At 52.3% G+C, this 25,400-nt stretch carries 25 protein-coding genes, 3 tRNA genes and 2 pseudogenes; 12 read left to right on the forward strand and 18 right to left on the reverse strand.

The annotated features are described in order from the left end of the window. Positions 1 to 81 precede the first annotated feature (81 nt). Genes VI01_RS18485 through VI01_RS18500 form a run of 4 tightly spaced genes read right to left on the reverse strand, consistent with a single transcriptional unit; the run spans position 82 to position 4,647 of the window. The gene (locus VI01_RS18485) at positions 82 to 1,452 is read right to left on the reverse strand and encodes an efflux transporter outer membrane subunit (RefSeq protein WP_045816220.1); all 1,371 of its coding nucleotides are present in this window, start codon (positions 1,450 to 1,452) and stop codon (positions 82 to 84) included. Continuing rightward, positions 1,449 to 2,537, reverse strand: coding sequence for an HlyD family secretion protein (locus VI01_RS18490; protein ID WP_045816221.1), 1,089 nt, complete (start codon positions 2,535 to 2,537; stop codon positions 1,449 to 1,451). The genes VI01_RS18485 and VI01_RS18490 overlap by 4 nt, the downstream gene beginning before the upstream one ends. After that, positions 2,534 to 4,213, reverse strand: a complete 1,680-nt coding sequence (locus VI01_RS18495; protein ID WP_045816222.1) for an MFS transporter — start codon at positions 4,211 to 4,213, stop codon at positions 2,534 to 2,536. Before VI01_RS18495 ends, VI01_RS18490 begins: the two co-directional genes overlap by 4 nt. Before the next feature lie 2 nt (positions 4,214 to 4,215). Then, positions 4,216 to 4,647 (reverse strand): MarR family winged helix-turn-helix transcriptional regulator, encoded by a 432-nt coding sequence (locus tag VI01_RS18500; RefSeq protein WP_038647699.1) that lies wholly within the window; start codon positions 4,645 to 4,647, stop codon positions 4,216 to 4,218. Between the two features lie 486 nt (positions 4,648 to 5,133). Here VI01_RS18500 and VI01_RS18505 point away from each other — a divergent pair, with 486 nt between their 5' ends. From VI01_RS18505 to VI01_RS25635, 3 genes are all read left to right on the forward strand, one after another. Next, positions 5,134 to 5,391, forward strand: a complete 258-nt coding sequence (locus VI01_RS18505; RefSeq protein ID WP_034820289.1) for a biofilm/acid-resistance regulator YmgB/AriR — start codon at positions 5,134 to 5,136, stop codon at positions 5,389 to 5,391. A 151-nt stretch (positions 5,392 to 5,542) separates the two neighbouring features. Continuing rightward, the gene (locus VI01_RS18510) at positions 5,543 to 7,039 is read left to right on the forward strand and encodes a SulP family inorganic anion transporter (protein WP_045816223.1); all 1,497 of its coding nucleotides are present in this window, start codon (positions 5,543 to 5,545) and stop codon (positions 7,037 to 7,039) included. A 159-nt stretch (positions 7,040 to 7,198) separates the two neighbouring features. Continuing rightward, on the forward strand, positions 7,199 to 7,369 hold the full coding sequence (locus VI01_RS25635) for a hypothetical protein (protein WP_167347096.1): 171 nt from the start codon (positions 7,199 to 7,201) through the stop codon (positions 7,367 to 7,369). Positions 7,370 to 7,920: 551 nt separating this feature from the next. Here the strand turns inward: VI01_RS25635 and VI01_RS18515 are convergent. The 3 genes and pseudogenes from VI01_RS18515 to VI01_RS25235 all read right to left on the reverse strand — a co-directional run. Further along, a complete protein-coding gene (locus VI01_RS18515; protein WP_045816224.1) occupies positions 7,921 to 8,136 on the reverse strand; it encodes a hypothetical protein in 216 nt (71 codons plus the stop codon). A gap of 736 nt (positions 8,137 to 8,872) precedes the next feature. Further along, a complete protein-coding gene (locus VI01_RS18520; protein ID WP_045816225.1) occupies positions 8,873 to 9,163 on the reverse strand; it encodes a hypothetical protein in 291 nt (96 codons plus the stop codon). An 8-nt stretch (positions 9,164 to 9,171) separates the two neighbouring features. After that, a pseudogene (locus VI01_RS25235) lies at positions 9,172 to 9,662 on the reverse strand (DUF4113 domain-containing protein); the annotation flags it as partial. Between VI01_RS25235 and VI01_RS18530 the strand changes: the two are divergent. Next, positions 9,652 to 10,299 (forward strand): annotated as a pseudogene (locus tag VI01_RS18530) (tyrosine-type recombinase/integrase); the annotation flags it as partial. The pseudogenes VI01_RS25235 and VI01_RS18530 overlap by 11 nt on opposite strands. 115 nt (positions 10,300 to 10,414) lie before the next feature. Here VI01_RS18530 and VI01_RS18535 read toward each other — a convergent pair. The 6 genes from VI01_RS18535 to uvrY form a co-directional block, all read right to left on the reverse strand. Then, a tRNA-Leu gene (locus tag VI01_RS18535) sits at positions 10,415 to 10,500 on the reverse strand. A gap of 11 nt (positions 10,501 to 10,511) precedes the next feature. Beyond that, positions 10,512 to 10,585, reverse strand: a tRNA-Cys gene (locus VI01_RS18540). Between the two features lie 42 nt (positions 10,586 to 10,627). Then, positions 10,628 to 10,703: transfer RNA gene (locus VI01_RS18545), tRNA-Gly, on the reverse strand. A gap of 267 nt (positions 10,704 to 10,970) precedes the next feature. Next, entirely contained in the window at positions 10,971 to 11,519 is a 549-nt protein-coding gene (gene pgsA / locus VI01_RS18550) for a CDP-diacylglycerol--glycerol-3-phosphate 3-phosphatidyltransferase (protein WP_034820295.1), read from the reverse strand. 68 nt (positions 11,520 to 11,587) lie between these two features. After that, positions 11,588 to 13,420, reverse strand: coding sequence for an excinuclease ABC subunit UvrC (uvrC, locus tag VI01_RS18555; RefSeq protein WP_045816226.1), 1,833 nt, complete (start codon positions 13,418 to 13,420; stop codon positions 11,588 to 11,590). Next, complete coding sequence (uvrY, locus tag VI01_RS18560) at positions 13,413 to 14,072, reverse strand: UvrY/SirA/GacA family response regulator transcription factor (RefSeq protein WP_034820300.1); 660 nt, start codon at positions 14,070 to 14,072, stop codon at positions 13,413 to 13,415. Before uvrY ends, uvrC begins: the two co-directional genes overlap by 8 nt. A 430-nt stretch (positions 14,073 to 14,502) precedes the next feature. Between uvrY and VI01_RS18565 the strand changes: the two genes are divergently transcribed. Continuing rightward, entirely contained in the window at positions 14,503 to 14,730 is a 228-nt protein-coding gene (locus VI01_RS18565; protein WP_034820303.1) for a DUF2594 family protein, read from the forward strand. A gap of 31 nt (positions 14,731 to 14,761) precedes the next feature. Here the strand turns inward: VI01_RS18565 and VI01_RS18570 are convergent, their stop codons facing one another. Both VI01_RS18570 and sdiA read right to left on the reverse strand, forming a co-directional pair. Continuing rightward, entirely contained in the window at positions 14,762 to 15,373 is a 612-nt protein-coding gene (locus tag VI01_RS18570) for an acyl-homoserine-lactone synthase (protein WP_034820307.1), read from the reverse strand. 122 nt (positions 15,374 to 15,495) lie between these two features. After that, the gene (sdiA, locus tag VI01_RS18575) at positions 15,496 to 16,218 is read right to left on the reverse strand and encodes a transcriptional regulator SdiA (protein ID WP_034820310.1); all 723 of its coding nucleotides are present in this window, start codon (positions 16,216 to 16,218) and stop codon (positions 15,496 to 15,498) included. Between the two features lie 551 nt (positions 16,219 to 16,769). On the opposite strand from sdiA, the gene VI01_RS18580 reads away from it, so the two are divergent. Beyond that, on the forward strand, positions 16,770 to 17,444 hold the full coding sequence (locus VI01_RS18580; protein WP_034820313.1) for a DUF4396 domain-containing protein: 675 nt from the start codon (positions 16,770 to 16,772) through the stop codon (positions 17,442 to 17,444). Here the strand turns inward: VI01_RS18580 and VI01_RS18585 are convergent, their stop codons facing one another. Continuing rightward, positions 17,445 to 18,143 carry an extensin family protein gene (locus VI01_RS18585; RefSeq protein WP_045816227.1) on the reverse strand — a complete coding sequence of 233 codons (699 nt, stop codon included), beginning with the start codon at positions 18,141 to 18,143 and terminating at the stop codon, positions 17,445 to 17,447. It lies immediately after the preceding gene. 284 nt (positions 18,144 to 18,427) lie between these two features. Here VI01_RS18585 and cycA point away from each other — a divergent pair, with 284 nt between their 5' ends. Continuing rightward, on the forward strand, positions 18,428 to 19,819 hold the full coding sequence (gene cycA / locus VI01_RS18590) for a D-serine/D-alanine/glycine transporter (RefSeq protein ID WP_038647711.1): 1,392 nt from the start codon (positions 18,428 to 18,430) through the stop codon (positions 19,817 to 19,819). A 40-nt stretch (positions 19,820 to 19,859) separates the two neighbouring features. On the opposite strand, the gene VI01_RS18595 is transcribed toward cycA, so the two are convergent. Both VI01_RS18595 and rutR read right to left on the reverse strand, forming a co-directional pair. After that, positions 19,860 to 20,834, reverse strand: a complete 975-nt coding sequence (locus VI01_RS18595; RefSeq protein ID WP_045816228.1) for a metal-dependent hydrolase — start codon at positions 20,832 to 20,834, stop codon at positions 19,860 to 19,862. A 23-nt stretch (positions 20,835 to 20,857) separates the two neighbouring features. Then, positions 20,858 to 21,493 carry an HTH-type transcriptional regulator RutR gene (gene rutR / locus VI01_RS18600; protein ID WP_045816229.1) on the reverse strand — a complete coding sequence of 212 codons (636 nt, stop codon included), beginning with the start codon at positions 21,491 to 21,493 and terminating at the stop codon, positions 20,858 to 20,860. Positions 21,494 to 21,801: 308 nt separating this feature from the next. On the opposite strand from rutR, the gene rutA reads away from it, so the two are divergent. The 5 genes from rutA to rutF are packed head-to-tail and all read left to right on the forward strand — an operon-like array spanning position 21,802 to position 25,384. Next, positions 21,802 to 22,893: a pyrimidine utilization protein A gene (rutA, locus tag VI01_RS18605; RefSeq protein WP_045816230.1), complete on the forward strand. Its 1,092-nt coding sequence runs from the start codon at positions 21,802 to 21,804 to the stop codon at positions 22,891 to 22,893. Continuing rightward, positions 22,893 to 23,603, forward strand: a complete 711-nt coding sequence (gene rutB, locus VI01_RS18610; RefSeq protein ID WP_045816231.1) for a pyrimidine utilization protein B — start codon at positions 22,893 to 22,895, stop codon at positions 23,601 to 23,603. The genes rutA and rutB overlap by 1 nt, the downstream gene beginning before the upstream one ends. A gap of 44 nt (positions 23,604 to 23,647) precedes the next feature. Then, positions 23,648 to 24,043 carry a pyrimidine utilization protein C gene (rutC, locus tag VI01_RS18615; protein ID WP_045816232.1) on the forward strand — a complete coding sequence of 132 codons (396 nt, stop codon included), beginning with the start codon at positions 23,648 to 23,650 and terminating at the stop codon, positions 24,041 to 24,043. After that, positions 24,043 to 24,846 (forward strand): pyrimidine utilization protein D, encoded by an 804-nt coding sequence (rutD, locus tag VI01_RS18620; RefSeq protein WP_045816233.1) that lies wholly within the window; start codon positions 24,043 to 24,045, stop codon positions 24,844 to 24,846. Before rutC ends, rutD begins: the two co-directional genes overlap by 1 nt. A 16-nt stretch (positions 24,847 to 24,862) precedes the next feature. Further along, a complete protein-coding gene (rutF, locus tag VI01_RS18625; RefSeq protein WP_038647722.1) occupies positions 24,863 to 25,384 on the forward strand; it encodes an NADH-dependent FMN reductase RutF in 522 nt (173 codons plus the stop codon). Positions 25,385 to 25,400: the final 16 nt, after the last annotated feature.

Consider the following 25,400-nt stretch of genomic DNA (forward strand, 5'->3'; position numbering starts at 1 on the left):
GCGCCTCATTCCATGGAAAAAGCGGATATTGCCGGGTTTACAGCGTAAAATCTGCCACAAAACCGGCTTGTGGCATGATGTTTAGCCCTGCCAGCCGCCGCCGAGCGATCGATAAAGATCGATTTGTGCGAGCAACAGAGTGTTTTTCACTGAGACAATATTGAGCTGAGTGTTAAACAAGGTGCGCTGCGCGTCCAGTTCATCCAGATAAGAGGCATAACCGTTCTGATAACGATTACGTGCGATGCGGTATGCTTCTGTCACATAGCCTTCTTGCTTCTGCAATTCCGTCAGCTGTTCCTGACTGCGACGAATGGCATCCAACGCGTTATCCACATCCGAAAAGGCGCCGCGCACCACTTTCTCATAGCCATAAAGCGCCTGGTTACGTGCGGCCATCGCCACATCCACCTGCGCCGTCAGTGCTTCGCGGTTTAATAGCGGTGCGAGAATGCTGCCGCCGATGCTCCACAGGCGGAAGGGATTGTCGAGTAACTGATGCAATTGATAACTTTGCAGCGTGCCGGTCGCCGTCAGATTAAGCGACGGCAATAAATCGGCCTGCGCCGAGGCCAGCGAGGCATCCGCTGCAATCAACTGGCGCTGCGCCTGCACAATATCCGGGCGGCGGTTGAGCAACTGAGACGGCAACAACGTCGGCAGCGTCTGCGGTTTGATGTGGTCGAAGTTGCGGGTACGGGCAATCTCGCGCGGATTCATGCCCACCAGCACGCTAAGTGCATTCTCTTGTTGTTCGATTTGATGCTGTAACTGCGGCACCTGCGCTTTGGCGGTCTGATATTCCGATGCCGCCTGCATCCACTCCAGTCGCGAGGTATAGCCGGTTTCAAACTGGCGCTGTGCCAGATTTAGCGAGTTTTCACGCGTGGCCAGCGTGGCTTCTGTGACGCGCAATTGTTCGTCCAGCGCGCACAAACTGAGGTAACCGGAGGCCACCGAACTGGCAACCGTTAATTCAGCCGCTGAGGCTGCAGCACGCTGGGCATCCAGAGACGCTTGCGAGGCAAGAATGCTGTTGCTGCGACTGCCCCAGAGATCCACGTCATAGTTAGCCTGTATCAGTCCCTGGAAGACGGCATTCTCATACGGCTGCCCGGTCACCGCCGACAATGCGCGCTGATGCGTGGCGGCAACCCCGGCGGATAGCGTGGGGAAATTATCCCCCTGCGCAGCACGCAATTGCGCGCGGTACTGATCCACCCGTGAACGGGCAATCAGGATATCGCTGTTATGCTGCAACGCCTGGTTCACTAAGCGGTTAAGGTTATCGTCGCCAAAGCGTTGCCACCACTGCGCTTCGGGTGCTGCCGATGGGCCAACCTGCTGGCGCCAGCTGTCCGGGATCGGTAAAGATGCCGGGGCCTTTTCCACTTCTGTCGCGCAGCCGCTGACCATCAACGCCATCAGCGAGGCAAGGATTAACCGCTTCATGGCGCATCCTTGTGCGGCTCTGCTGCGGTATCAATATTGACTTCAACCGACATCCCGGGACGCAATCCTTCGGTATCGCCGAGGATTTGAATACGTACCGGAATACGCTGTGCGATCTTCACAAAGTTACCGGTGGCATTGTCCGGTGAAATGGCACTGAATTCCGAACCGGCGGCGGGGGAAATAAATTCAACCCGGCCGTCAAAACGCTTGCCGTCCAGCGCATCAACCCGAATCGTCACGGGTAATCCTGGGCGCACACGTGCCAGCTGTGTCTCTTTCAGATTGGCGATCACCCATTTGTTATCCGGCACCACTGATGTCAGGCGCGTGCCCGCCGTGACATAGGTCCCTTTACGCACCGACAATTGCCCCAGCTGTCCGCTGTCGGGCGCAATAATCCGCGTATTGGCCAGATCGATATTGGCCAGTTCCAGTGCGGCTTTGGCACTGGCTACATCACCTTCCAGGGAACCGCGATTCACGATGACCGTTTGTAAACTCTGCTGCGATACCGCAACCTGCGCATCTGCCTGGCGAAGTTGCGCTTGCGCCTGCGCGTTAGCGGCACGCGCCGCGTCACGTTCACGTACGGAGAGCGACCCATCGGCCGCCAGATTTTCGACACGCTTCAGGTCAAGGCTGCTTTTCAGCGCCTGGGCTTTGGCATTCTCCAGCGCAGCTTTATTGCTGAGAATATTGGCTTCCGCACTGCGGCGCTGCTGTTGGTTATTGTTTTGCGCAGCGATTTTCATATCCAGCTGCGCTTGCGCCTGATGCACGCGCTGGCGATAGATCCGATCGTCAATGGTCATCAGTAACTGCCCTTTGCTCACCGGTTGTAAATCCACCACATTAACGTCGGTCAGATAGCCGCTGACCTGCGGGCTGATAAAGGTGACCTGCCCGCGCACATAGGCATTCTCCGTTGACTGAATCGTGCTGGTAAACGGCCACAGCTGCCAGGCGTATAAAATCACCAATACGCCAACAATCACAATGCCGCTGCCGAAAGCGATGGAAAGAATGCGTCGGCGGTTGGCGCGTTCGCGCTCCGCAGCCTGAATATCGTCCTGTTGGCTCATGAATTCTCCGTCGGGTTTGAAGCTTGCTGACGCTGTTCTGTCAAATTATGGCGTGCCTGACGCCAGTTGATATAACGCAGCCGCGTCAATCGCCACAGCACCCACATCAGGGTGATCAGCGCCATCGCGGCAGTCAATAAATAGGTGTCGTTGTAGGCCAGCACGTTAGCCTGTAGTGTGGCCACGGCTTGAAGCTGGCTGCTGCTTTGCGCACTGAGCAGGACGTTGTCGGGCAACTGGCTGCTAAACAGTGAACTGTATTGGCTGAGGCGCTCGGTGACATTGGGATCAAGCTGTGACAGCTGATCGCCCAGCAGGCTGGAGTGGTACTTCTCCCGCCACGTCTGGAAGGTGCCGAGAATCGCCGAGCCAATTAGCCCGCCCAGATTTTGGCTCATGCCAAACAGCACCACAAAACTCACCAGATTTTTCGGCTGCGTCACCACACCGCCAATCCCTAACAGCATCGCGGGTGCGAGGAAGAACGCGCTGCTAAAGCCGAGTAAAAACTGACTGACATACAAGTTGTTGCCACGTGTCACTGGGCTGGATTGTGCATCCATGTACGAGGCAATGATCATCACCACCAGCGAAGTGACGATCGGCCAACTGAGATGCGTCGGTTTGATGGTCAATGCACTGGCGATCATGCCAAAAATCACCCCAGCGATAATCGCTAAAGCCAAGCCACGCATCTGGTCATTCAGCAGCCCAAGCTGTTGCAGGAAGCCCACCGCGCCGGTGTTTTGCTCGGCCAACACAATACGCATCATGATCATGACAATGCCCAGTCGCACAATCATGCCGTTGCTGAGCCATCGGGTGTTAATCAGTGGATTCGCGCGGTTATGTTCCACCACCACTGCCGCAACAATCAGCACCAACGAAATGGCTAATGAAATACCCAACCACGGCGTGGTAAACCACCACTCGATGCGGCCCAGCGATAGCACGCCGCACAGCAGCGCCATGCCGGGTGCCAGCAGGATAAAGGTGACAAAATCCATCTTCTCAAAGGCCTTGATACGATCGCCCGGCGGCAACTTCACCACAAGAACACAACCGAGCGCTATCATCGCCAGCCCTAACTCAAACAGATAAAGACCGCGCCACTCCTCCAGCTGGAGCAATTCGGTAGAGAACAAACGGGCGAGCGGGATCGCCAGCTGGGATGCGGTAATACCGATCACAAGGGCTTTGAGTCGGTGTTTCGCCGGCCAGGCCTGAATTTGGTAATAGATGCCAAGCGAGCTAAGCGCCGCGCCCACCATCCCGTGAGCGGTGCGCACAATAATGGCGGAACTGAGATCGTTGGCCAGAATATGGAAGAACGCCACGATGACGTAAAGCACGAGAAAAGCTTCGGTGAACAGCCGCAGGCCAAACTGCTGACGAAATTTAACCAGCAGCAGGTTGATGGAAATGTTGCCCATCACGTAGACAGCCGGCAGCCAGGCAATCTCATTGCTGTAAGCGCCAAAGGTGCCCTGAAGATTGGTGAGGTTGGCTGTCACCAGCGCATTACTGAGCGCGCCGGTGATGGAGATCAGCAGTCCGATAATGCCAAACGCCACGCGCTTTGAGGGCGAGTGGATTGGGGTGGAAGGTGAACCCGGCAGCATCGGTTTTTCATGAGGCAGCCATTCACGTTGTGCATAAGGATTGCGTTTTGCCACGATTAAATACTTCCCAATCGAGCCAGCAGCTGTTGCAGCACCTTCTCGGTCACCGCCAGTGCGTCAGGATCGATGTCTGCCAGCAACTGTGCACGCAAGCTGTCTGCCTGGGTTTTCACTTCGGCAAACGCCACGCTGCCCTGCTCAGTCAACACCAGCAGGCGTTTACGGCGATCCTCTTTCGGCTGAACGCGCGCCAGTAGCTGCTGTTTTACCAGTCGATCGACCAGTGGCACCACGCTTGCTTCTTCTAATCCCAACAGTTGCGCCAGCGCTTTCTGGGTCGGCGGCTCCGTGGCCGTGGCCACTGTCGCGATGGCCATCCAGCTGCTCATACTTAAGCCACTCTCTTTCAGGCGACGATCGACCGCCAGCCGCCATGCATGTGCCGTAAGATGTAATAAACGCGAAAAAGGTTGCGGATAGTCAGTCAAAACGTAGTAGCCTAATGATTAGATACCTAACTAAACAAGTGCGTTATTATAAACAAAGTGTCAGCCTGATGAAAAGTTTGCTTACATTAGCACTGTAGTTCGCGCGCCTCAGCCCTTCCACTTTGTTCTCAAATTGATACAGTCTGCGTTAAAGCCTATTCCTGTACAGCTATTTTGTATAAGTTTCCCGTCAGTCAAATTTATTAAGTCATTGATAAACAACAATAAGCACGAATTCCTTAAAAATATCATTGTACAAGTTAGGCTTCATTGTATAAGTTTACTTCCCGTGAGCCAGCGACTGGCTCCGTAACGAATGATGCACTTTGCGTCGCCTCTGAAGGTGTTTTTGGATTTCCACCTTCAGAGGTGTCTTTTTTGCGTTGGTTGATGAGTTTGGGTCTTACGCGCCTGTCCGCGCGTAAGTTTTTTCATCATGGAACTGAAGGCCAGGTTGCCATCAGACCGATCTGAAGGGCTTCATACATGCAAAACGCCGCCACCAGCAGTGACGCTATCGCTGACTATTTTAAACTCGCCGGTAACAGCGACAGCACCGAGATGGAAGTTTTCGGGCAGATCATCGCTGAAATCCTGCAAGCCGGCATGCCGGTCACCAATAAAGCCATCATCGCTTCGCTGATTAATCGCCTTGAGATGGAAAGTGATGTGATCCAACTGGATATTTATCGTCATCTTCTCGAACTGGTGGTTAACAAAACGCCTGACGATCTCTCGGTGTAATACCGGATTCCAGGGACGGAATCACTCTCTTCTTCGTTCTCCCGCTAGCTTCATCCCTCAATGCCCGCTAACATCATCCGCGTTTAGTGTCCAACTGGTTGCTGCCATGCCGTGACGGTATGCGCAAAATAATAAAAGAGCCTGCACATTTATGAGCCCATCTACAGAACACGCCCCTGCGGCGAACGATATTACCGTGGGCAGCGTTTTACGCTCGCCTGCGCTGCTTACCCGTGAGTGTCTGGCTGGGGTGATTACCGCTCTGGCACTGATCCCAGAAGTGATCTCCTTCTCTGTTATAGCGGGTGTCGATCCCAAAGTGAGTCTGGTCGCCTCGGTGGTGCTGTGTCTGACCTTGTCGATTTTAGGTGGCCGCCCAGCCATGGTCACGGCTGCAGCGGGATCGGTGGCACTGGTGATTGGACCGATGGTGCACGCGCATGGGGTTGAATACATTCTTCCTGCGGTCATTCTCGGCGGTATTATTCAGATTATTTTTGGTCTTGCCGGGCTGTCCCGCATGATGCGCTACATTCCGCGTTCAGTGATGCTGGGCTTTGTGAATGCATTGGGCATTTTGATTTTCTTCGCGCAGGTTCCCCACGTCTGGGGGCAATCGGGATTAGTGTGGGTGCTGTTTGCCGTGACTCTGGCGATTGTGCTGCTGTTACCCAAAATCCTGAAAAGCGTCCCGTCACCGCTGGTCGCCATTGTCATCGTCACCGGGGTGGCGTTGTTGCTGGGTTATCGCGTGCCTAACGTCGGCGATGAAGGGCCAATGAGTTCAGGCTTGCCGGGATTCACCACGCTGCTGGTGCCGTTTAATTTACAGACGTTGCAGATTGTCTGGCCTACCGCTTTGAGTATCGCCTTCGTGGGTTTGATGGAATCTCTGCTCACCGCCAAGCTGGTGGACGATATCACCGACACGCCTTCGGGTAAGCGCCGCGAGTCCTGGGCACTGGGCGTCGGTAATATTTTGGCCGGTTTCTATGGCGGCATTGCTGGCTGTGCCATGATCGGTCAAACCATTGTTAACGTTGAGCTGGGCAAAGCACGCACGCGCATCTCAACCGTTGCGGCAGGTATTGTGCTGCTGCTGCTGGTCACCGGACTGAGTCAGATCATGGCGCAGATTCCTATGGTGGTCCTCGCGGCAATCATGATGGTGGTCGCGGTGAAAACCGTTAACTGGCACAGCCTGCAACCCGCCACGCTAAAACGTATGCCGTGGTCAGAAACCTCGGTGATGGCCCTGACAGTCGTGGTCACCGTTTGGACAGGCAACCTGGCGCTCGGCGTGTTGATTGGCGTGATCCTCGCCATGATGCTGTTTGCACGCCGTATTGCCCATGTTATCCATGCTGAACGCAAGTTAAGCGATGACGGTGAACAGGTCTATTACACGGTACGCGGCCCGCTGTTCTTTGGCAGCAGCAATGATTTGTTCGAACATTTCGATTACGGACACGATCCAAAAGTTGTCACCATTGACCTGACGCATGCACAAATCTGGGATGCATCCAGCGTCGCGGCCCTGGATGCCATTGAATACCGCTATCAACGTCACGGTGCGACAGTCACCGTCATCGGGCTGGATAACCGCAGTAGCGATTTCCGCGATCGCCTGAGCGGTAATTTGGGGTGATGATTTCAGTGAAGTGAGCTTGAGTCACTTCGTCCAGATTGATTTTTCTCTCAGCTGTCATCTCCAACGAGATGGCAGCTTTTTTATGGGCTTTCGTCAGCGATATATCGACTACGCTTAGGAAGCAACGCTCGGTTGCCCAAATAAAGGACGTGATTTATGAAGAGTTTATTCGGTGGAATGCTGATTATTACTTGTCTGGTCTCGCTGATGGGTTGCCAGCAATCCGACAGGCCAATTGGGCCCGATGGTCGTCCGAATGTGCCCACAGAGCAACCTGTTCCGGGCGGCCCGATGAGTAAAGGTCCCGTAGGGCAACCGCAAGCCTGAGGCTTATCGCGCCCAAAGCAGATGAGCAGATGAGCAGATGAGCAGGTGAGCAGGTGAGCAGGTGAGCAGGTGAGCAGGTGAGCAGGTGAGCAATTGTAACGTGCAGTTGATATCGAGGTTAGATATTAGGAATTGATATTATGAAGTAATATCGCAGGCACAAAAAAACCGCCCTTGGGCGGTCACGACATTACTGCATATTGCTTTGATTTTATTTGGTTTTAGCGACTACTAAACATGGTACCCGGGGCGGGACTTGAACCCGCACAGCCATAAGCCGAGGGATTTTAAATCAGTCGCTTTTGTTATTGATAACATCGTCTTGAACAATATTTTCATAAATAAGCTCAGTAAGCACACTCCATCTATCAACGGCTTGCGAGCATTGTTGTCCTGATATTATGAAGCTTTTCCGGCCCTAACTGCCGCTTCGCTAGCGTTTGTTTAAAGTCCGCCTATCATCAAATTGTCACTTCGATTCCCTGTGATGTTGACCACTAGCTCATTGGAAATGTTAGGCACAGTATTGTGCCTGGCCCGGCTGATTGGACTCATCCGGGCTTTTTATTTTTCCTTTCAGCCGCCAGCCTTACATCCTTTTCCATCTCCAGCATTCCCCCCTTAATAAATCCTTCATTCTCACGATTTCCCAACGATTTTATTCTGAAAATTATATCCGCCGCTTCGCTAGCTTTTACTTGATGCCATCCTATGATCAGAATGTCGCTTCTACTTCCCTGTACTATCGACAAACTCTGATTGATCATGATTCGCACCCATTGTGCAGCCCGGACGCCAACACTACCGGGCTTTTTTATGTTGTGAAATCATCACTATCGAAACGGAACGAAATTCGCTACTCCCCTCAGTAAATTCTTATCATCGATCGTTTTGTGATCAACACCTCAATTGTTGCTATTATAGCGACGTGATACACACAGCAAACGTGATGTTTTACGAAAGAGAATTTCCCATTGAACGAATTTTTACCCGCCTTTGTGCGGGTTTTTTTGTGCCTAAGCGGGACTGATCACATCTTTATCTGTGGCAAAGCGCATGATGCATGAAACCAGAAGGTACGATAGTTTCCCCAAAAGATTGCCCGCGCTTCATCTCACTCGCAGCGCGGGCTTTTTTGCGTAAATAGACTAGATTTGAAGTGGTACTGTCGAAAACGTGGAGGCGAGAATGCGTTATCTTTTGCTGCCAGGTATCACTACGGTTTTGCTAGTAGTAGTTGTGTTTCTGATGCAAGCACACTGGAGTCCCATGCTGTGATGATTCGACCCATCACGGCAGGCCAAGAAAAACTATAAAAGATTACGCTGAACTCTCCGCACAGGCTGAACTCAAGGGCATCCTGTGCTTTTTTTTAAGCGTGCGCTGGCTATTTCTAAGGGTAATACTATTCTCAATCGGTTCCCGTTTCCCAATGGGACGCCATCAATTACAGGCAAAACTTTTGCCGCCCGGAACCCATTGCTCCGGGCTTTTTTGAAAGCATCAAATCGGCGAGCCATCCTGCTCATGTATCGCAGTGACTTCATGTGTCACCACACCAATCACTGCCACATCCCCTGGCAAATCATCTTCCAGAGTCTGGCCTTCATCAGTGATGATTCGACGCGGATGCATATAGGTGTGCCCCCATTCGTAAATGCCTGACAAATCCGGCAGGACAGCATCACCATTCTTTGGCCGCCGTTTCTCATCAACGATGCAGCTGCGCCCCTTCCATTCCACAAGGTAACAGGTCGTGCTGGTCGCAAGCACCTTCTGCACCGGCAGTGTCATCTCGCCACTCACAGGTCCGAAATTCGAGTGGTATATGCCAGCGACAACCTTTCCCGCTTCATTGCCCACGCTTTCTGAGTGCCCTGTCCTGCGACGATAGTTTTCCCTTCCCGCTTTGATTGAGGCCGTCTACAACGCGCATCAGCGCCTCGCTATTGGCCTGTGGTTTGTGTTCGTCAAAGAGATTGAGTTAGGAGACGCCCTGACTGAAAAAATCACCCAGCATTACCCCTGCTTTCATATAACGTCGGTTATCGAGCCAGATACGACCCAGCATCTCCATAGCCATCCGGATAATGTCTCGGTTGTCGTTTGATGGCGTTTGTAAATTGCCCATAGCCTGGTTGCCATAATAAATTCCATTAACAGCGTGCAGACTGGTGCGAACAAAAACCGCTACCTGACAGCAGAACTGGCGTTCTTCGCGTAACTTCTCTGCAGCCCGCTCCGCGTAAGCGCAGATGGCCTGACACATTTCCATGTAATCGGCTAAACGTGAGAAAGCGTTTATTTCCCGTATGTATCGCTGGGTATATGAGCGCGGCATGGTGAAGGGTAATCCTACAAAGGGCGTGAAGAAGTTCAAAGAAGATTCTCGCGACCGCTACGTCACAGATGCGGAATATCAGGCGCTTTATTCTTGTGCGCCGGACATTGTGAAGGTAGCAATGGAGTTGGCGTATTTATGCTGTGCCAGACAGGCAGATGTCCTTTCCATGAAAAAGAGCCAAATCATGGAAGAAGGTATTTTGATTAAACAGAGCAAAACAAGCGTAGCGCAAATTAAGGGCTGGTCCCCTCGCCTAACTGCTGTGATAAGCATGGCAGGAGAGCTAAACCTAAAGCCAGGCATGAGCAGTATATTCATCATCCACCAGCCGAACGGTTCGGGCTATACGCGCGATGGTTTTAACAGTCGTTGGAGCGCAGCCCGTGAAGAGGCTCGCATTAAATTTCCAGAACTGCTTTTTGATTTCACCTTCCACGATCTGAAAGCAAAAGGAGTGTCAGACCTTGAGGGTGATCTTTATGAGAAGAGAGCCATCACGGGACATAAGAACGTCGAACAAACCGCAGCATACGACCGCAAGATCGTTGTCGTTCCGGTTGTCGGTGGGCAGAAAAAGAGCGTCTGATATTATGAAGTCATATTATGAAGAGAACTGAAGACACAAAAAAACCGCCCTTGGGCGGTTACGACATTACTGCATATTGCTTTGATTTTATTTGGTTTTTATCGACTACTAAATATGGTACCCGGGGCGGGACTTGAACCCGCACAGCCATAAGCCGAGGGATTTTAAATCCCTTGTGTCTACCGATTTCACCACCCGGGCAGGGTGTAAATTGGAGGCGCGTCCCGGAGTCGAACCGAGGTAGACGGATTTGCAATCCGTTGCATGGCCACTCTGCCAACGCGCCTTTATTCTGATGTGCCATCTGTCAGCAACAGACGACTAAATTTGGAGCGGGAAACGAGACTCGAACTCGCGACCCCGACCTTGGCAAGGTCGTGCTCTACCAACTGAGCTATTCCCGCATAATCTTCGTCTTTCACTTTACTGCTGCGTTAGCTTCCTTCACTCACACAGGTCACTTACTGAAGTAAGCTCTCTGTGGTTCGTTCAGTCGCCGCCTTGCTGAAAACTGAAATACTTGATTCTTTAATTCACCGAACTCGCTGATTTTATTCAGCTTCTTGCAGACTCGCTGCCGTTCGATGCGATGCATTCTACTTATCTGACGCAATGAGTCAATAGAATTATCCACACAGTGCGTCCGTTTGCTGCTTTTTAAATCGCATCGATCAGCTATCGAGCAAATCACCGCGTGCGGCGCTCAAATACTGGAACATTGACCAGAAGGTCAGCACCGCGGCGATATACAGTGCTACGACACCCACCCCCACCACCGTAGCGTCTGGACGCCACAGCAAGGCGAACAGAGAGAACATCTGCGCCGTGGTTTTCACTTTGCCAATCCAGGAAACCGCTACGCTGCTGCGCTTACCAATCTCCGCCATCCACTCACGTAAGGCTGAGATGATAATTTCGCGCGCAATCATGGTCGCTGCCGGTAAGGTAATCCACCAGGCGTGGAAATACTCGGCAACCAGTACCAACGCAATGGCCACCATCACTTTGTCAGCGACAGGATCGAGGAAAGCGCCAAAACGCGTGGTTTGCTTCCAGCGGCGGGCAAGAAAACCATCAAACCAGTCAGTCACGGCGGCAACCACAAAGATCAATGCTGTGGCAAAAGGTGCCCATTGAAAAGGCAGATAAAATGCCAGCACAAAGAATGGAATCAGTACAACTCGAAACAGGGTAAGACACGTCGGAATGTTAAATTGCATATGCCAGTAACTGTCTGGTGTGAGTAGAATTTAACGTATGTTCCTACATTGCCCCCCCTGTTTCAATGCTAGTGTTTCAGCGAGTAGTAGATTTTTTCCGCCAGCGCGAAGGAAATCCCCGGCACTTTAGCAATCTCATCCACGCTGGCATTCATCAGGGGTTGCAGGCCCCCCATATACTTAAGCAGCTGTTGACGCCGTTTTGGCCCGACCCCTTCAATGCTTTCAAGTGCACTGGTGTTCTTCACTTTCGCACGTTTTTTCCGGTGCCCCGAAATTGCATGATTGTGAGAGTCATCACGAATATGTTGAATCACATGCAGTGCAGGCGAGTCTGGCGGCAACGAAACGCCCTCGCCTTCCGCTTCAAAGAACAGCGTTTCCAGACCCGCTTTACGGTCAGTGCCTTTTGCCACGCCCAGCAAAATGGGACGATCTTTATCCCAGGGCACATCCAGCTCTGCGAACACCTGTTTCGCCTGCGCCAGCTGGCCTTTACCGCCATCGATGATGATGACATCAGGGATTTTGTCCTCTTCCAGCGCTTTACCATAACGACGACGTAATACCTGGTTCATCGCGGCGTAATCATCGCCAGGCGTGATGCCTTCAATGTTATAGCGGCGGTAATCCGAACGCAGCGGTCCATCGCGGTTAAAGACCACACACGAAGCTATTGTCTGCTCACCCATGGTGTGACTGATGTCGAAACACTCCATGCGCTTGATGCTGTCGAGTTCGAGAAAGACTGCCAGCGCCGCCAGTCGCTGCTGAATAGTGGAGTGCTGAGACAGTTTAGTGGTCAACGCGGTGGCAGCGTTGGTGCGCGCCAGTTTGAGGTAGCGTGCCCGATCGCCGCGCGGTTTGCTTTGAATATTGACCTTGCGGCCGGCCAATTCACTCAAAGAATCGGCCAGCAACTCGCGTTCAGGCAGACTAAAGTCCAGCAGAATATCCGCTGGCAAAGTGCGTGCTTCGCTGCCCTGCAGATAAAACTGGCCGACAAAGGTTTGCACCACTTCGGTGAGATCGGTATCGGCTGGCACTTTCGGGAAGTAACTGCGGCTGCCCAGCACTTTGCCCTGCCGAATAAACAGCACGTGCAGGCAAGCCATACCGGCGTCGAATGCCACCCCCATCACATCAAGGTCATCCCCCTGATTGGAGACAAACTGCTTCTCGGTGACGCGTCGTACCGCCTGAATCTGATCGCGCAGACGCGCCGCTTCTTCGAAGCGCAATCCATAGCTGGCCTCTTCCATGCGTTTGACCAGTTGGTTGATCACTTGATCATCTTTACCGGCAAGAAACAGCCGCACGTAGTCCGTTTGCTTCGCATACTCATCTTCGCTGACCAAACCCGCTACGCACGGCCCAAGGCAACGGCCAATCTGATATTGCAAACAGGGGCGAGAGCGGTTGCGATAAACACTGTTTTCACACTGTCGAATCGGGAACACTTTCTGCAACAGCGCCAGGGTTTCACGCACCGCATAGCCATTAGGGAAAGGCCCAAAGTATTCCCCTTTCGCGTGTTTGGCACCACGATGCATCGCCAGTCGCGGATGCGCGTCTGCACTCAGGAAGATATAGGGATAGGATTTATCATCACGCAGCAGCACGTTATAGCGAGGCTGATAGAGCTTGATGTAATTGTGTTCAAGCAGCAAAGCTTCGGTTTCGGTATGCGTCACCGTCACGTCGATGTTTTGGATGTTACTGACCAGTACTTCGGTTTTTCGACTGCCCACCTGAGTGCGGAAATAACTGGTCAGGCGCTTTTTGAGGTCTTTCGCTTTACCGACATAGATCACCGTGCCTGTCGCGTCATACATGCGGTAGACGCCGGGCTGACTGGTCACGGTGCTGAGAAAGGCTTTGGAATTGAAAACGTCACTCACTACTGATTAACGGCTCCGCATTATAGAGACCATGTCGAATGGCCAGATGCGTTAACTCTACGTCGCCACTGATGTTCAACTTACTGAACATGCGATAACGGTAACTGTTAACGGTTTTCGGGCTGAGATTAAGCTGCTCGGAAATTTCCGTCACCTTTTGCCCTCGGGTGATCATCAGCATAATCTGCAATTCCCTTTCCGACAAACAGCTAAAGGGCGATTCGGCTTTTTGCGGCTCGATTTGGCTAAGCGCCATTTGCTGCGCAATATCTGATGCGATATAGCGCTGACCTGAGTGCACCGAACGAATCGCACTCACCACTTCCTGCGGGGCCGCACCTTTGCTCAGATAACCCGCCGCACCGGCTTGCATCACTTTTGCCGGCAGCGGATTTTCGGTATGGATGGTCAGCATAATAATGCGGATGTCAGGATTGAAGCGCACAATTTTTCGCGTGGCTTCCAGACCGCCGATGCCCGGCATATTCATGTCCATCAGCACCACGTCAACCGGATTGCTGCGGCACCATTTCACCGCGTCTTCACCACAAGCCACTTCCCCGGCAATTACCAATCCCTTCATATCTTCCAGTATGCGGCGAATACCGGCGCGTACCAGTTCATGGTCATCAACAAGAAGCAGACTGATCAACGGGACGTACTCCGCAGGTTAGTGAGGGGAAAAATATATTTCAGGAGGGCCATCTTACCGGGTTTGCCGGGGAAAAAACATCTGGTTACGCAGATAAATCCCAGATGAAATGATACATATCAAATTGAGCTCATTCCCAGATATCTTTTGAGTGAAACGCACTAGCATGCAAGAATTAAAATGTGAAATTGTGACTAATATCATTATGTTATAATTTATGCTCTTTTCATTGACCGCTGGGCTTTAGTAAATAAAAATAACTTCAACGCCTGATTTTCCCTGCCTGTTAATAACGCAAACATCCATTTAATGTTGGTTTAATCTCCACCGCTTCGCCTGGGATAAATTCCTCATTCAACCATATGATATACTCTGTTTTTTACACACAGATATTGTGTCTACATTCAGTAACACCACCAAGGAGTCAAAGATGAGTGATGAAGACTTTTCAACATCGCGGGATACCCAGGCACTGGCCGACGAAGTGGCTTGCCTGAAAATGATGGTGACGCTGATTCTGAAAGGAATGGGCCAGGCGGATGCCGGTAAGGTTATTATTAACATGGAGCGCTATGTGCAAAGCGCGTTAGCGGATAAGCCGCAGGCGGAGGTGTTCAGCAACACCATTCGTCAGATTAAAACCGCCTACCGTCAGTAAGCGGTGAAGCCCCGCGCGATGCGCGGGGTGGTCAACTGTGCGACTGCCAGTTCACTGAAACACCCAGTGACGGCAGCACCTCTTCCGGACTAAACCGACGTGTGCCGCGATACTTGTCCGCCAGTGCCGGCTGATGAACCGGAATACGAATGGCAAACAGATTATCCTCAGATTGAATCAAACCAGGTGATAAAGGTTCGTACACGACATGGTGCTGCTCAAACATTTTTTCCAGCATCGGCGTTGCTGAGCTGATCAGGTACTCCATACCGCTGAGTTCCGCCAACTGCACCGCATGCCACAAAATCGTCAGTGGCAGTTCTGCATCCACCTCAAGGCGTGCCGAAAAGCGTGACATTTCCCAGACTTTTTCCTGATCGAACGGCAGCACCATGCCTTCAGGCACTTCTGGTTCATGCCAGGGCAACAAACGTGCACAGCCGCAGATCCCCTGGCGCGCATTCCAGGCGATCATCCAGGTGACATCGGAGCGATCAAAGCGATCATACTCCTGTCCAGGCGTACTTAAGCGCGGCGGGATAGACCAACCTTCACCCCGCGCAAAAACGCTATAGCGATACGTTCCTAATTCTGCCAACAGAGAGGACGGCATATCCTTAAGCTGTGTTTGAATTACTTTCATCATGCGCCCCTGACATCCCCATGTTTGCAATGATTTCTTTGCGCCAGCCTGGCAAAGTTCCGGCGCAGGGTAGACAACTGACTAAAGAGTGGGAACTACTAAAATTAGTAGTTGCCTTTTTGCTATATCAGGCCAATTGCCGCCGCATAACACGCAATCTGCGTTTTATTGGAAACATTAAAACGCTTTTGCATATTCTTTTGGTGAAAATTCACCGTATGTTCTGAAATCGCTAAAATCAGTGAAATTTCCGCAGAAGTTTTTCCTTCTGCCGTCCATTTCAAAATTTCCAGTTCGCGTTGGCTAAAATCATTAGATAAAACCGCCATTGAACTATCATTTAGCCGCTCCAGCACGCGCAAACTCAGTTCCGCCAGTAGGTGCAGTTTCACCTCTAGCTGAACGCGTAAGTGTTGAGTCTGACTGTGAAGCGATGATGCTATAGATAATATACCAATGGCACGATTTGGCGCCATTGCCGAACAAGAAAAGCCGCTGTTAAGCCCTGCCGCATTCGCTTCAGCCCATAAATTACCGGCACCGGTAAATAAATCCCGTGTCCATTCCACGCCTCGTCCCGGCCGCTGACAAAGTAACAGCACTGGATCGACAGCATAATAATTTTCGCTTTCATAGCGCTTAACCCAGCTTTCCGGGTAAGTACTGAACAAAAACACGCGCGGCCGGGTAAAAGGCACGGGATGTTGAACCAGGAAAGCGAATGAATCAAAACCCATCGCTTCAATGTGTTTTTGTAATAGCGTTTTTACTTGAATCACTTCCGTCAGCGCCTGAAATTCATTTTCAGTTTCGCCACGCCAGACGAAATAATTATCGGTCGTCATTATTGCCTCAGCGTTGTTTCACGCTTTAACTTGTTATTCGTTCTGATTAACACAAAAAATAAATTAACTAGAGAAAAAATATTGATTGAAATGAGAGCAGCCCGCGGGGTAACAATCATAACCATCCTGTTGTCAATGCGTTACCATTATGGGGAACTGAAAGCAGATACATTTTGCCAACAGCTTCACAACTTTAATCCTCTTTCCTGATTAGAATAGGATTTTTCCGAAGGAGTTTCAATCACCCTATTCATCGAAAATCATCATTAGATTGATAAATTTTTAGCATCGTCATTAACCAAAATCACTCACTTTGAAAGCGATTACTGAGGGTAATAGCGGTATTTGTGGGACGACGCCTATTCGGCTCATTCTTAATCCCAGTGATTTCTGTGGTGAGCGGTATAACGTGATTTCCGTCACCCTCTTTTCCAGCTACGCTTAGAGGATGTACGGGTGATGACGCTGTGGACTTTTCAGGGGAAGACGTTGCGCCCTCATGCATACTGGCGCATTGTCATGCGTATTCGAGCATCATAACGGGGCTGACTATGATGAACCAACTGGCATTACCTTTCCTTGTACTGGGCGGTTGTACAGCGCTGATGATCTTAAAAGATCTTTTCCGTCACCCGCATCCGGTGGCCATCATGAATATCATCTGGCCGCTGACCGGCCTCTATATGCCGTTCATCGGATGGTTAGCCTGGTGGTATCTGGGCCGTAAACCTTCACGTCAGGTAAAACTTGCGCTGCTGGTTCCACAAAAAATTCAGAGTAATGCCAGCTGGCAAACAATATTTATTTCCACCTCATTATCTGCTGCGGCCTGTATATTTGGCGACATAATGACCCTACCAATAATCACCTTGCTAAATCAGTTCGCCATTATGCCAACGCTTTGGATGCAGGCAATTATTTGCTTGATAGTTTCTCTGGTGGTGGGTTTATTTTTCCAGTTCCTGGCGATTCGCCAACGTGAAAAACGTTCATTTGGCCGGGCGTTATTATTAGCATTTAAAACCGAAACATTCCCCCTGCTGATTTATCAATTAGGTATTTTTATCTTTATGGCACTGGCACTAAAATTTGTTCTCAACCAGCAAATCAATCCGTTGCTGGTCGCTTTCTGGTTTATGTTACAACTGGCCATGATCATCGGTTTTCTATTCTCCTGGCCCGCTAATCATTTCCTGATAAAACGAGGGCTTAACCCCGCCGTCTAACTAACGACAGTATCCGGCGCCGCGCATGCCCAGGTGAAAATGTCCGGCATGCGCGGCGTTGTAATCCGGTCCTAACGCATTGCCAAAGGTCGCACAGCCGTTTTGCCATAAAGCGCGGAGCCCTGCAGCCGCATCCTCAGGTTGATGCCAGTTTTTTGCCACCTGCAGCCAGCGTCCATCCGCAAGCTGAAACCCTGTCACATCCCATGCATCTGCTGTTGCATGCTCGCTTAAACGCCCCTGCTGGCGATGATAGATATTTCGACAGGCGTAACTGCCGACGTGGCTGATGTGCCGAATCGGGCTGTTGATACCTGCCTGCTGCAAGGCGTGAGTGCTGTTGACGACATAGATTGTGCTGCTCACTGCCATGGGGCAACTGGCAAGAAAGCTGCTGCTCAATGTCACTTCACCAAAACCACTCACGCGCAAAGGTTGTTCAATAGGGCAATCACCTTTCAGTGCTGGCACCGCGCGAAATTCTACCCATCCCTGCTGACTGGCTCGCTGCATCACCGCCATACAGGCCGCAGGATCGTGACTCAGGCGCTGCAATTTGTAGCGCATCATCCATCCTTGTGGGTCAGTGACCGACAGCGGCGTAAACGGATTCCACTGCGGCGGCAAATGCGTTTTCAGCCACGGCAAACTCCACCAGCCACATAATGCCAACAGAACAATCGCTAATAATGCGCGCATCACACCTCACGTTTACTCATAAAAAGAAGACGTAAGTGTAGGTGGCAAAATGGGGAGATAACGCAGAAAAGGCTTAATTGCTGAAGATTTACGCAAATGTACCGTGGATTATGCCATGTAAATATTTACTGACAGAGGAAACCCCGTAAAAGGTCACAATTGTAAAAAAACAATTACCGAGAGTTGCAACCTTTCCACTATCTTATGCCACTTGCCCTATCAAACGGCACGTTATCTAACAGCCAGTAGAGCTGACACAACATCAAAACAGGAAAGATATATTTATGGTTGATCAATCCAAAGAGGCGCTTATCGAGGCCGAACAGCCCGATAAGCTCCAGCGTAATCTGCATAACCGCCATATCCAACTGATTGCTATCGGTGGCGCGATCGGCACCGGGTTGTTTATGGGCTCAGGTAAAACCATCAGCCTGGCCGGCCCCTCGATCATTTTCGTTTATATGATCATCGGTTTTATGCTGTTTTTCGTCATGCGCGCTATGGGCGAACTGCTGCTCTCAAATCTTGAATATAAATCATTCAGCGATTTTGCTGCCGACTTACTCGGGCCATGGGCGGGATATTTTACCGGCTGGACTTACTGGTTCTGTTGGGTGGTAACGGGCATTGCTGATGTCGTGGCCATTAGTGCCTATTTCCAACTCTGGTTCCCCGACTTCTCCATCTGGATGAGTGCGCTGCTGTGTATATTTGTGTTCCTGGCGCTCAATATCGCAACGGTGAAATTGTTTGGCGAAATGGAATTCTGGTTCGCGATTATTAAAATCGTGGCGATTGTTGCTCTGATCGTGACCGGCATTGTGCTGGTCAGCATGCATTATCCTTCGCCTAACGGCAGCGCCGCGGCCCTGAGCAATATCTGGGATCATGGCGGTATGTTCCCGAAAGGATTGAGCGGCTTCTTTGCTGGCTTCCAGATTGCGGTATTTGCCTTCGTCGGCATTGAGTTAGTGGGAACAGCCGCAGCAGAAACCAAAGATCCGCACAAGGTGTTGCCACGCGCGATTAACGCCATTCCGTTGCGCATCATTATGTTTTACGTTCTGGCGTTGCTGGTGATCATGGCGGTGACGCCGTGGAATCAGGTGATGCCAGACCGCAGCCCCTTCGTTGAGATGTTTGTGCTGATCGGATTACCCGCCGCCGCCAGCATCGTGAACTTCGTGGTGCTGACTTCTGCTGCATCATCCGCCAACAGCGGCATTTTCTCCACCAGCCGTATGCTGTACGGTCTGTCAGAACAAGGCGTGGCACACAAAGCGTTTGGCCGCCTGTCGGCACGCGCGGTTCCCACCACCGGGCTGTTTTTCTCCTGCTTCTGCCTGCTGTGCGGCGTGGCGCTGATTTACCTGATTCCCGATGTGATGACGGTATTCACCATGGTTACAACGGTATCGGCAATTCTGTTTATGTTCGTCTGGACCATCATCCTGTGCAGCTATCTGGCTTACCGCAAACAGCATCCACAACGTCATGCTGAGTCGAAGTTCAAGATGCCGCTGGGCAAGCTGATGTGCTGGGTGTGCATGGCGTTCTTCGCCTTTGTCATTGTCCTGCTCACCTTGCAAGATGATACCCGCCAGGCGTTGATGGTCACGCCGCTGTGGTTCGTCATTCTCACTATGGGCTGGTTGTTACGTCGTCGTAAAGCCTGATAGCCCTGCCGAAAAAAGCCCCGAATGCTCGGGGCTTTTTTTATAACCTTTCGCGTAATTTATGCCATGCCTGCGCCAGTGAAGGCCGTACCGAAGGCTCCCTTTCCGGTGCCGGTTCGGGAACATGTGCCGATCCCAGATTGAAGCTGAAGGTGTAATTGGGCGCTTCCCCCATCCTTAAATCCGAAATCAAGGTATCTTCACCCTGCTGGCGCATGGCGTAAAAACCATGGCTGAACCACGCCACTCGCTCGGCATACCAGTCGCCTTTAAACGCATCGAACAATTCCGGGTTGCGCGGATGCCAATGAATTTCCAGTGCACGATCGGGTGACAGCAGTGACCAATAGGCTTCACCGTAACGATCGGGGGTCATAATCACGGTTCGCCACACCAGGGTATTAAACGCCGTTGGCGTCACCAGCACCTGCTGCGGCTTGATGGATTGATCAGTCAAATCACGATTGATATGCTGCGTCGCCACGCCCTGCACCACCATGCTCCAGCCAAGATACAGCGTACTGATCAGCAAACCCGACTGATTCCAGCGCAGTCCTACCCCATCACGCCGCCATAACGCCACTCCCAGCGCGATCAGCAATGGCAGGGTATACAACGGATCGATGATGTACATGCTGCCAATCGCGTAGGGGAAATCGGTAAACGGCAACCCCAGTTGCGTGCCGTACACCGTTGTCAGATCGAGCAATGGATGCGTAATCAGGGCCAGCCAAATTGCCAGACACCAACCGCGCCAGTGGGAGCGACTGCGTGTTGCACCTGCGATCAGCCAGGCCAGCAGGGGCGCAACTAACGTGAGCCATATCAGCGCATGGCTCTCAGTACGATGCAGCGTCATATTGCGAATCGCATCGCCATGATCGATAAACACATCAAGATCGGGCAAGGTGCCGGCAATCGCACCCACTAGCGCCGATTGCCATAACGGCACGCGTTTGCCCATCACCGCAACGGTGACCGCCGCGCCCAACGTCAATTGTGATAGCGAATCCATGCACTCTCCTGGCTAAAGCGGGATCAACGCACGCGGATCCCTTCAATTATCATGCGCTGTACATTCTCCAGCGTTTGTTCAAAAAACGCAGGATCGTTCAGCGTCTGGCCGGTGATCGCTTCAACCTGTGAAGCAAAATCTGCGTAGTGTTGCGTGGTGGCCCACAGCAGGAAAAACAGATGCTGAGGTTGCACACCGGCTAACCGCCCTTCCGCAATCCACTGCTCGATGATCGCCGCCTTCTCATCTACCAGCGCTTTTAAATCCCCGGCCAGTTCACCTTTGAGTAAAGGGGCACCTTGTAGCATTTCGAGACAGAACAAGCGCGAGGCCTGTGGGTGATCACGCGACACCTCCAGCTTAAGACGGATATATTTCCGAATGGCGGTCAGTGGGTCCTGATCGTGGCGCAGTGCGCGCAGTGGTGCCAGCCATACATCAAGGATCTCTTTCAGAACCGCGATATACAGCACCTCTTTTGAGGGATAGTAGTAAAGCAAATTGGTCTTGGAGACATCGGCACGCTCTGCCACTTTATCGAGGCTGGTACCGTGAATACCGAACTGCGAGAAGAAGCTTAACGCCGCTTCCAGTATCGCAGCCCGTTTCGCGGCAACGGCACGTGAACGTCGGCCCGGTTGTTTTTCATCGCTTTTCACACTGTTACCTCTTCAATCCTGCCTGTCCGCATCATAACAAAGCCCCTCTTTCCTGCCTAATCGCTCGCCCTGCACCTTTTTTGACCACTGTGCGCATGAAAAACGTGCAAAAAGTTTTGACCAAACGGTCTGATTTAGACCAACCGCTCTACTTTCATTCTTCAATAGTTTTTAACACATTGTTGTATAAGGCATTTAAAAATGTGGCACAGGCTTTGCAATTTTGTGACTGAGCGCCGCTCGCAGGATGCGTGCAGGAAGCAGTGCAGCGCGTAAAGCAATGCCCGTTCAATGCAGAGAGGTTTCACATGAAAATTGGCGTATTTATCCCGATTGGCAACAATGGCTGGCTCATTTCCACCCATGCGCCGCAGTACAAACCGACTTTTGAACTGAATAAAGAGATTGTGCTGAAGGCCGAGCACTATCACTTCGACTTTGCGCTCTCGATGATCAAATTGCGTGGCTTCGGAGGTAAAACCGAATTCTGGGATCACAACCTCGAATCCTTCACGCTGATGGCGGGGCTCGCGGCGGTGACCTCACGGATTGAGATCTATGCCACGGCAGCCACGCTGACGCTGCCCCCAGCAATTGTGGCGCGTATGGCCGCCACCATCGATTCGATTTCCAATGGCCGTTTCGGCGTCAATCTGGTCACCGGCTGGCAGAAACCCGAATACGAACAGATGGGATTGTGGCCGGGTGATGAGTACTTCTCCAGCCGTTACCAATACCTCACCGAATACGTCACCGTGCTGCGCGATTTATGGGGCAGCGGTCAGAGTGACTTCAAGGGTGAATTTTTCACCATGAACGACTGCCGCGTCAGCCCGCAACCGCAGAAACCGATGAAGGTGATCTGCGCCGGACAGAGCGATGCCGGTATGGCATTCTCCGCGCAGCACGCCGATTACAACTTCTGCTTCGGCAAAGGGGTCAACACGCCCACCGCTTTCGCCCCGACCGCCAGCCGCATGAAAGCCGCAGCGGATCACGCCGGGCGCGATGTCGGCTCTTACGTGCTGTTTATGATCATCGCCGCCGAAAGCGATGAGGCCGCGCGTGCCAAATGGGAGCATTACAAAGCAGGTGCCGATGAAGAAGCGCTTGCCTGGCTCACCACGCAAAGCCAGCAGGACACCAAATCGGGTAGCGATACCAACGTGCGTCAGATGGCCGATCCCACCTCAGCTGTCAACATCAATATGGGCACCCTGGTGGGTTCATACGCCAATGTGGCACGAATGTTGGATGAAGTGGCAGAGGTCGATGGCGCTCAAGGCGTACTCCTGACCTTTGATGACTTCCTGCAAGGCATTGAAGATTTCGGCGAACGTATCCAGCCATTAATGCAGTGTCGTCAAAACGTTATCACTTCGCAGAAGGAGGTTGCCTGATGAGTACCGTGACTTGCGCCCATACGTCGAGTTTGCCCAATATCACCCTGCCCGCCCGGCCAGAAGCTATCTCACTGCCGCCGGCGCAAAGTGCCTTGATTGTCGTTGATATGCAAAACGCCTATGCCACTGAAGGGGGTTATCTGGATCTTGCCGGTTTTGATGTCTCCGCCACCAAACCCGTGATCGCCAAAATTCATCAGGCGGTCACCGCGGCACGCGCCGCTGGCATGCAAATTATCTGGTTCCAGAACGGCTGGGACGACCAGTACATCGAAGCGGGTGATGCTGGCTCGCCTAACTTCCATAAATCGAATGCACTGAAAACCATGCGTAAGCGCCCGGAGTTACAGGGCACGCTGCTGTCGAAAGGCGGCTGGGATTATGCGCTGGTGGATGAACTGGTGCCGCAGGCAGGAGACATCGTACTGCCCAAACCGCGCTACAGCGGCTTCTTCAATACTCCACTCGATAGCATGCTGCGCAGCCGCGGCATCCGCCATCTGGTGTTCACCGGCATTGCCACCAACGTGTGTGTCGAATCCACGCTGCGTGACGGCTTCTTCCTCGAATATTTTGGTGTAGTGCTGGAAGACGCCACTTATCAGGCCGGACCGGCGTTTGCTCAGCAGGCTGCCATTTTCAACATCGAAACCTTCTTTGGCTGGGTCAGTGACACAGACACCTTTTGTGAAGCCCTGAGGGCTTAAGGCCAATCTCACCTGCAAAACCATAACGATAAGGAACTGCGACGATGCCTAAAAGTGTGATTATCCCTGCCGGTAGCGGCACCCCGATTGCGCCCTTTGTGCCGGGAACGCTGGCCGATGGCGTGGTTTACGTGTCAGGCACGCTACCGTTCGATGCCAGTAACAATGTGGTCCACGTCGGCGATGCAGCGGCACAAACCCGCCACGTGCTGGAAACCATTAAAAAGGTGATCGAGACCGCCGGTGGCAAGATGAGTGATGTCACTTTCAACTCTATATTCCTCACCGACTGGAGCAACTACGCCGCGATTAACCAGGTTTATGCCGAGTATTTCCCCGGCGACAAGCCAGCACGCTTTTGCATTCAGTGCGGATTGGTTAAACCAGATGCGCTGATTGAAATTGCCAGCGTCGCGCACACCGGTCCCCAGGAGGCGTAATGCACCTTGAGATTCATGGTTTAACCGCTGCCGACGCGCCAACGCTGGTGCTGTCGTCCGGCCTGGGTGGCGTGGCGGGCTTTTGGCAACCCCAGCTGGCGGCGCTCACTCCCCATTATCGGGTGGTGACTTACGATCAGCGCGGTACCGGTCGCAGTGCCGATACGCTGCCTGAAGGCTACAGCATGGCGATGATGGCCGCCGAACTGGCTGAACGACTGGCGCAACATGACATTCACTATTACGACATTATTGGCCACGCGCTGGGTGGCCTGATTGGCCTGCAGCTGGCCCTGGATTATCCCAACCGTGTCGGCCGCATCGTGGTGATTAATGGCTGGCTGTCGCTGGATCCTCATACGCAACGCTGCTTCCAGGTGCGGCAGGATCTCCTGCTCAACGTGGGCGTTGAAGCCTTTGTACGGGCGCAGCCGCTGTTCCTCTATCCGGCTGAATGGCTGGCGCGCCATCAGGCGCGTATCACGGCTGAAGATGCTCATCACGTGGCTCATTTTCAGGGTATGGAGAATCTGCTACGTCGATTACATGCATTAATGAACTGTGATTTTCGTGCCCATGCGGCGCGGATTCAGCAACCAGTGTTAGCCATCTGTAGCCAGGACGATCTACTGGTGCCGTGGAGCTGCTCGCCACTGCTGGCCCAGGCGTTGCCTGACAGCAGTCTGATTGAGATGCCGTGGGGTGGACATGCAATGAGCGTGACCGATGCCGATAACTTCAACGCACTGCTGCTGCAATGGTTGGCCGAAACCGCTGCACCGGCACAGCGTGCCGCAAGTTGAACAGAGGAGTTGAATCATGAGTGTGCATGAATTGCCGCTGCCGCCCAATGTTGACCGCGATGCTTTTCGCCATGCCATGGCACGATTGGGTGCTGCGGTGAATATCATCACCACCGACGGTCCGGCGGGTCGCGCCGGATTCACCGCATCTGCTGTCTGCAGCGTGACGGATACGCCGCCTACTTTGCTGGTGTGTCTGAATCGTTCGGCATCGGTCTGGCCAACCTTTCGGGATAATGGCTATCTGTGCGTCAACACCCTGGCAGCCGGTCATGAGGATCTTTCTACGCTGTTTGGTGGTAAAACGCCGATGGATCAGCGTTTTGCTGCAGCTAACTGGCACACGCTGGCCAGCGGTTCACCGCTGCTGGAGGGCGCCACCGTGTCGTTTGATTGCAAAATCACCCAGGTGGTTAGTGTTGGCACACACGACGTTTTGATGTGTGAAGCGCTGGCGCTGGTACGTAACGATGATTCCCATGGCCTGGCGTGGTTTGACCGTGGATATCATCACCTTTTACGGCAGGACGCCCGCTAACGCCGCTCTGCGCGGC

Origin of the sequence: Pantoea sp. SM3 (assembly GCF_000963995.1) — a bacterium.
Classification (GTDB): Bacteria; Pseudomonadota; Gammaproteobacteria; order Enterobacterales; family Enterobacteriaceae; genus Pantoea; species Pantoea rwandensis_B.

What these genes read in the sequence shown, in the direction of transcription:
- rutC (WP_045816232.1), top strand. Translation starts at nt 23,648, where the DNA reads ATGCCTAAAAGTGTGATTATCCCTGCCGGTAGCGGCACCCCGATTGCG.
- VI01_RS18490 (WP_045816221.1), bottom strand. Translation starts at nt 2,537, where the DNA reads ATGAGCCAACAGGACGATATTCAGGCTGCGGAGCGCGAACGCGCCAAC.
- VI01_RS18565 (WP_034820303.1), top strand. Translation starts at nt 14,503, where the DNA reads ATGAGTGATGAAGACTTTTCAACATCGCGGGATACCCAGGCACTGGCC.
- rutB (WP_045816231.1), top strand. Translation starts at nt 22,893, where the DNA reads ATGAGTACCGTGACTTGCGCCCATACGTCGAGTTTGCCCAATATCACC.
- rutA (WP_045816230.1), top strand. Translation starts at nt 21,802, where the DNA reads ATGAAAATTGGCGTATTTATCCCGATTGGCAACAATGGCTGGCTCATT.
- VI01_RS18595 (WP_045816228.1), bottom strand. Translation starts at nt 20,834, where the DNA reads ATGGATTCGCTATCACAATTGACGTTGGGCGCGGCGGTCACCGTTGCG.
- VI01_RS25635 (WP_167347096.1), top strand. Translation starts at nt 7,199, where the DNA reads ATGAAGAGTTTATTCGGTGGAATGCTGATTATTACTTGTCTGGTCTCG.
- VI01_RS18485 (WP_045816220.1), bottom strand. Translation starts at nt 1,452, where the DNA reads ATGAAGCGGTTAATCCTTGCCTCGCTGATGGCGTTGATGGTCAGCGGC.
- VI01_RS18510 (WP_045816223.1), top strand. Translation starts at nt 5,543, where the DNA reads ATGAGCCCATCTACAGAACACGCCCCTGCGGCGAACGATATTACCGTG.
- cycA (WP_038647711.1), top strand. Translation starts at nt 18,428, where the DNA reads ATGGTTGATCAATCCAAAGAGGCGCTTATCGAGGCCGAACAGCCCGAT.
- sdiA (WP_034820310.1), bottom strand. Translation starts at nt 16,218, where the DNA reads ATGACGACCGATAATTATTTCGTCTGGCGTGGCGAAACTGAAAATGAA.
- VI01_RS18570 (WP_034820307.1), bottom strand. Translation starts at nt 15,373, where the DNA reads ATGAAAGTAATTCAAACACAGCTTAAGGATATGCCGTCCTCTCTGTTG.
- VI01_RS18520 (WP_045816225.1), bottom strand. Translation starts at nt 9,163, where the DNA reads ATGACACTGCCGGTGCAGAAGGTGCTTGCGACCAGCACGACCTGTTAC.
- VI01_RS18580 (WP_034820313.1), top strand. Translation starts at nt 16,770, where the DNA reads ATGATGAACCAACTGGCATTACCTTTCCTTGTACTGGGCGGTTGTACA.
- VI01_RS18505 (WP_034820289.1), top strand. Translation starts at nt 5,134, where the DNA reads ATGCAAAACGCCGCCACCAGCAGTGACGCTATCGCTGACTATTTTAAA.
- rutD (WP_045816233.1), top strand. Translation starts at nt 24,043, where the DNA reads ATGCACCTTGAGATTCATGGTTTAACCGCTGCCGACGCGCCAACGCTG.
- rutF (WP_038647722.1), top strand. Translation starts at nt 24,863, where the DNA reads ATGAGTGTGCATGAATTGCCGCTGCCGCCCAATGTTGACCGCGATGCT.
- VI01_RS18515 (WP_045816224.1), bottom strand. Translation starts at nt 8,136, where the DNA reads ATGATCAATCAGAGTTTGTCGATAGTACAGGGAAGTAGAAGCGACATT.
- pgsA (WP_034820295.1), bottom strand. Translation starts at nt 11,519, where the DNA reads ATGCAATTTAACATTCCGACGTGTCTTACCCTGTTTCGAGTTGTACTG.
- VI01_RS18585 (WP_045816227.1), bottom strand. Translation starts at nt 18,143, where the DNA reads ATGCGCGCATTATTAGCGATTGTTCTGTTGGCATTATGTGGCTGGTGG.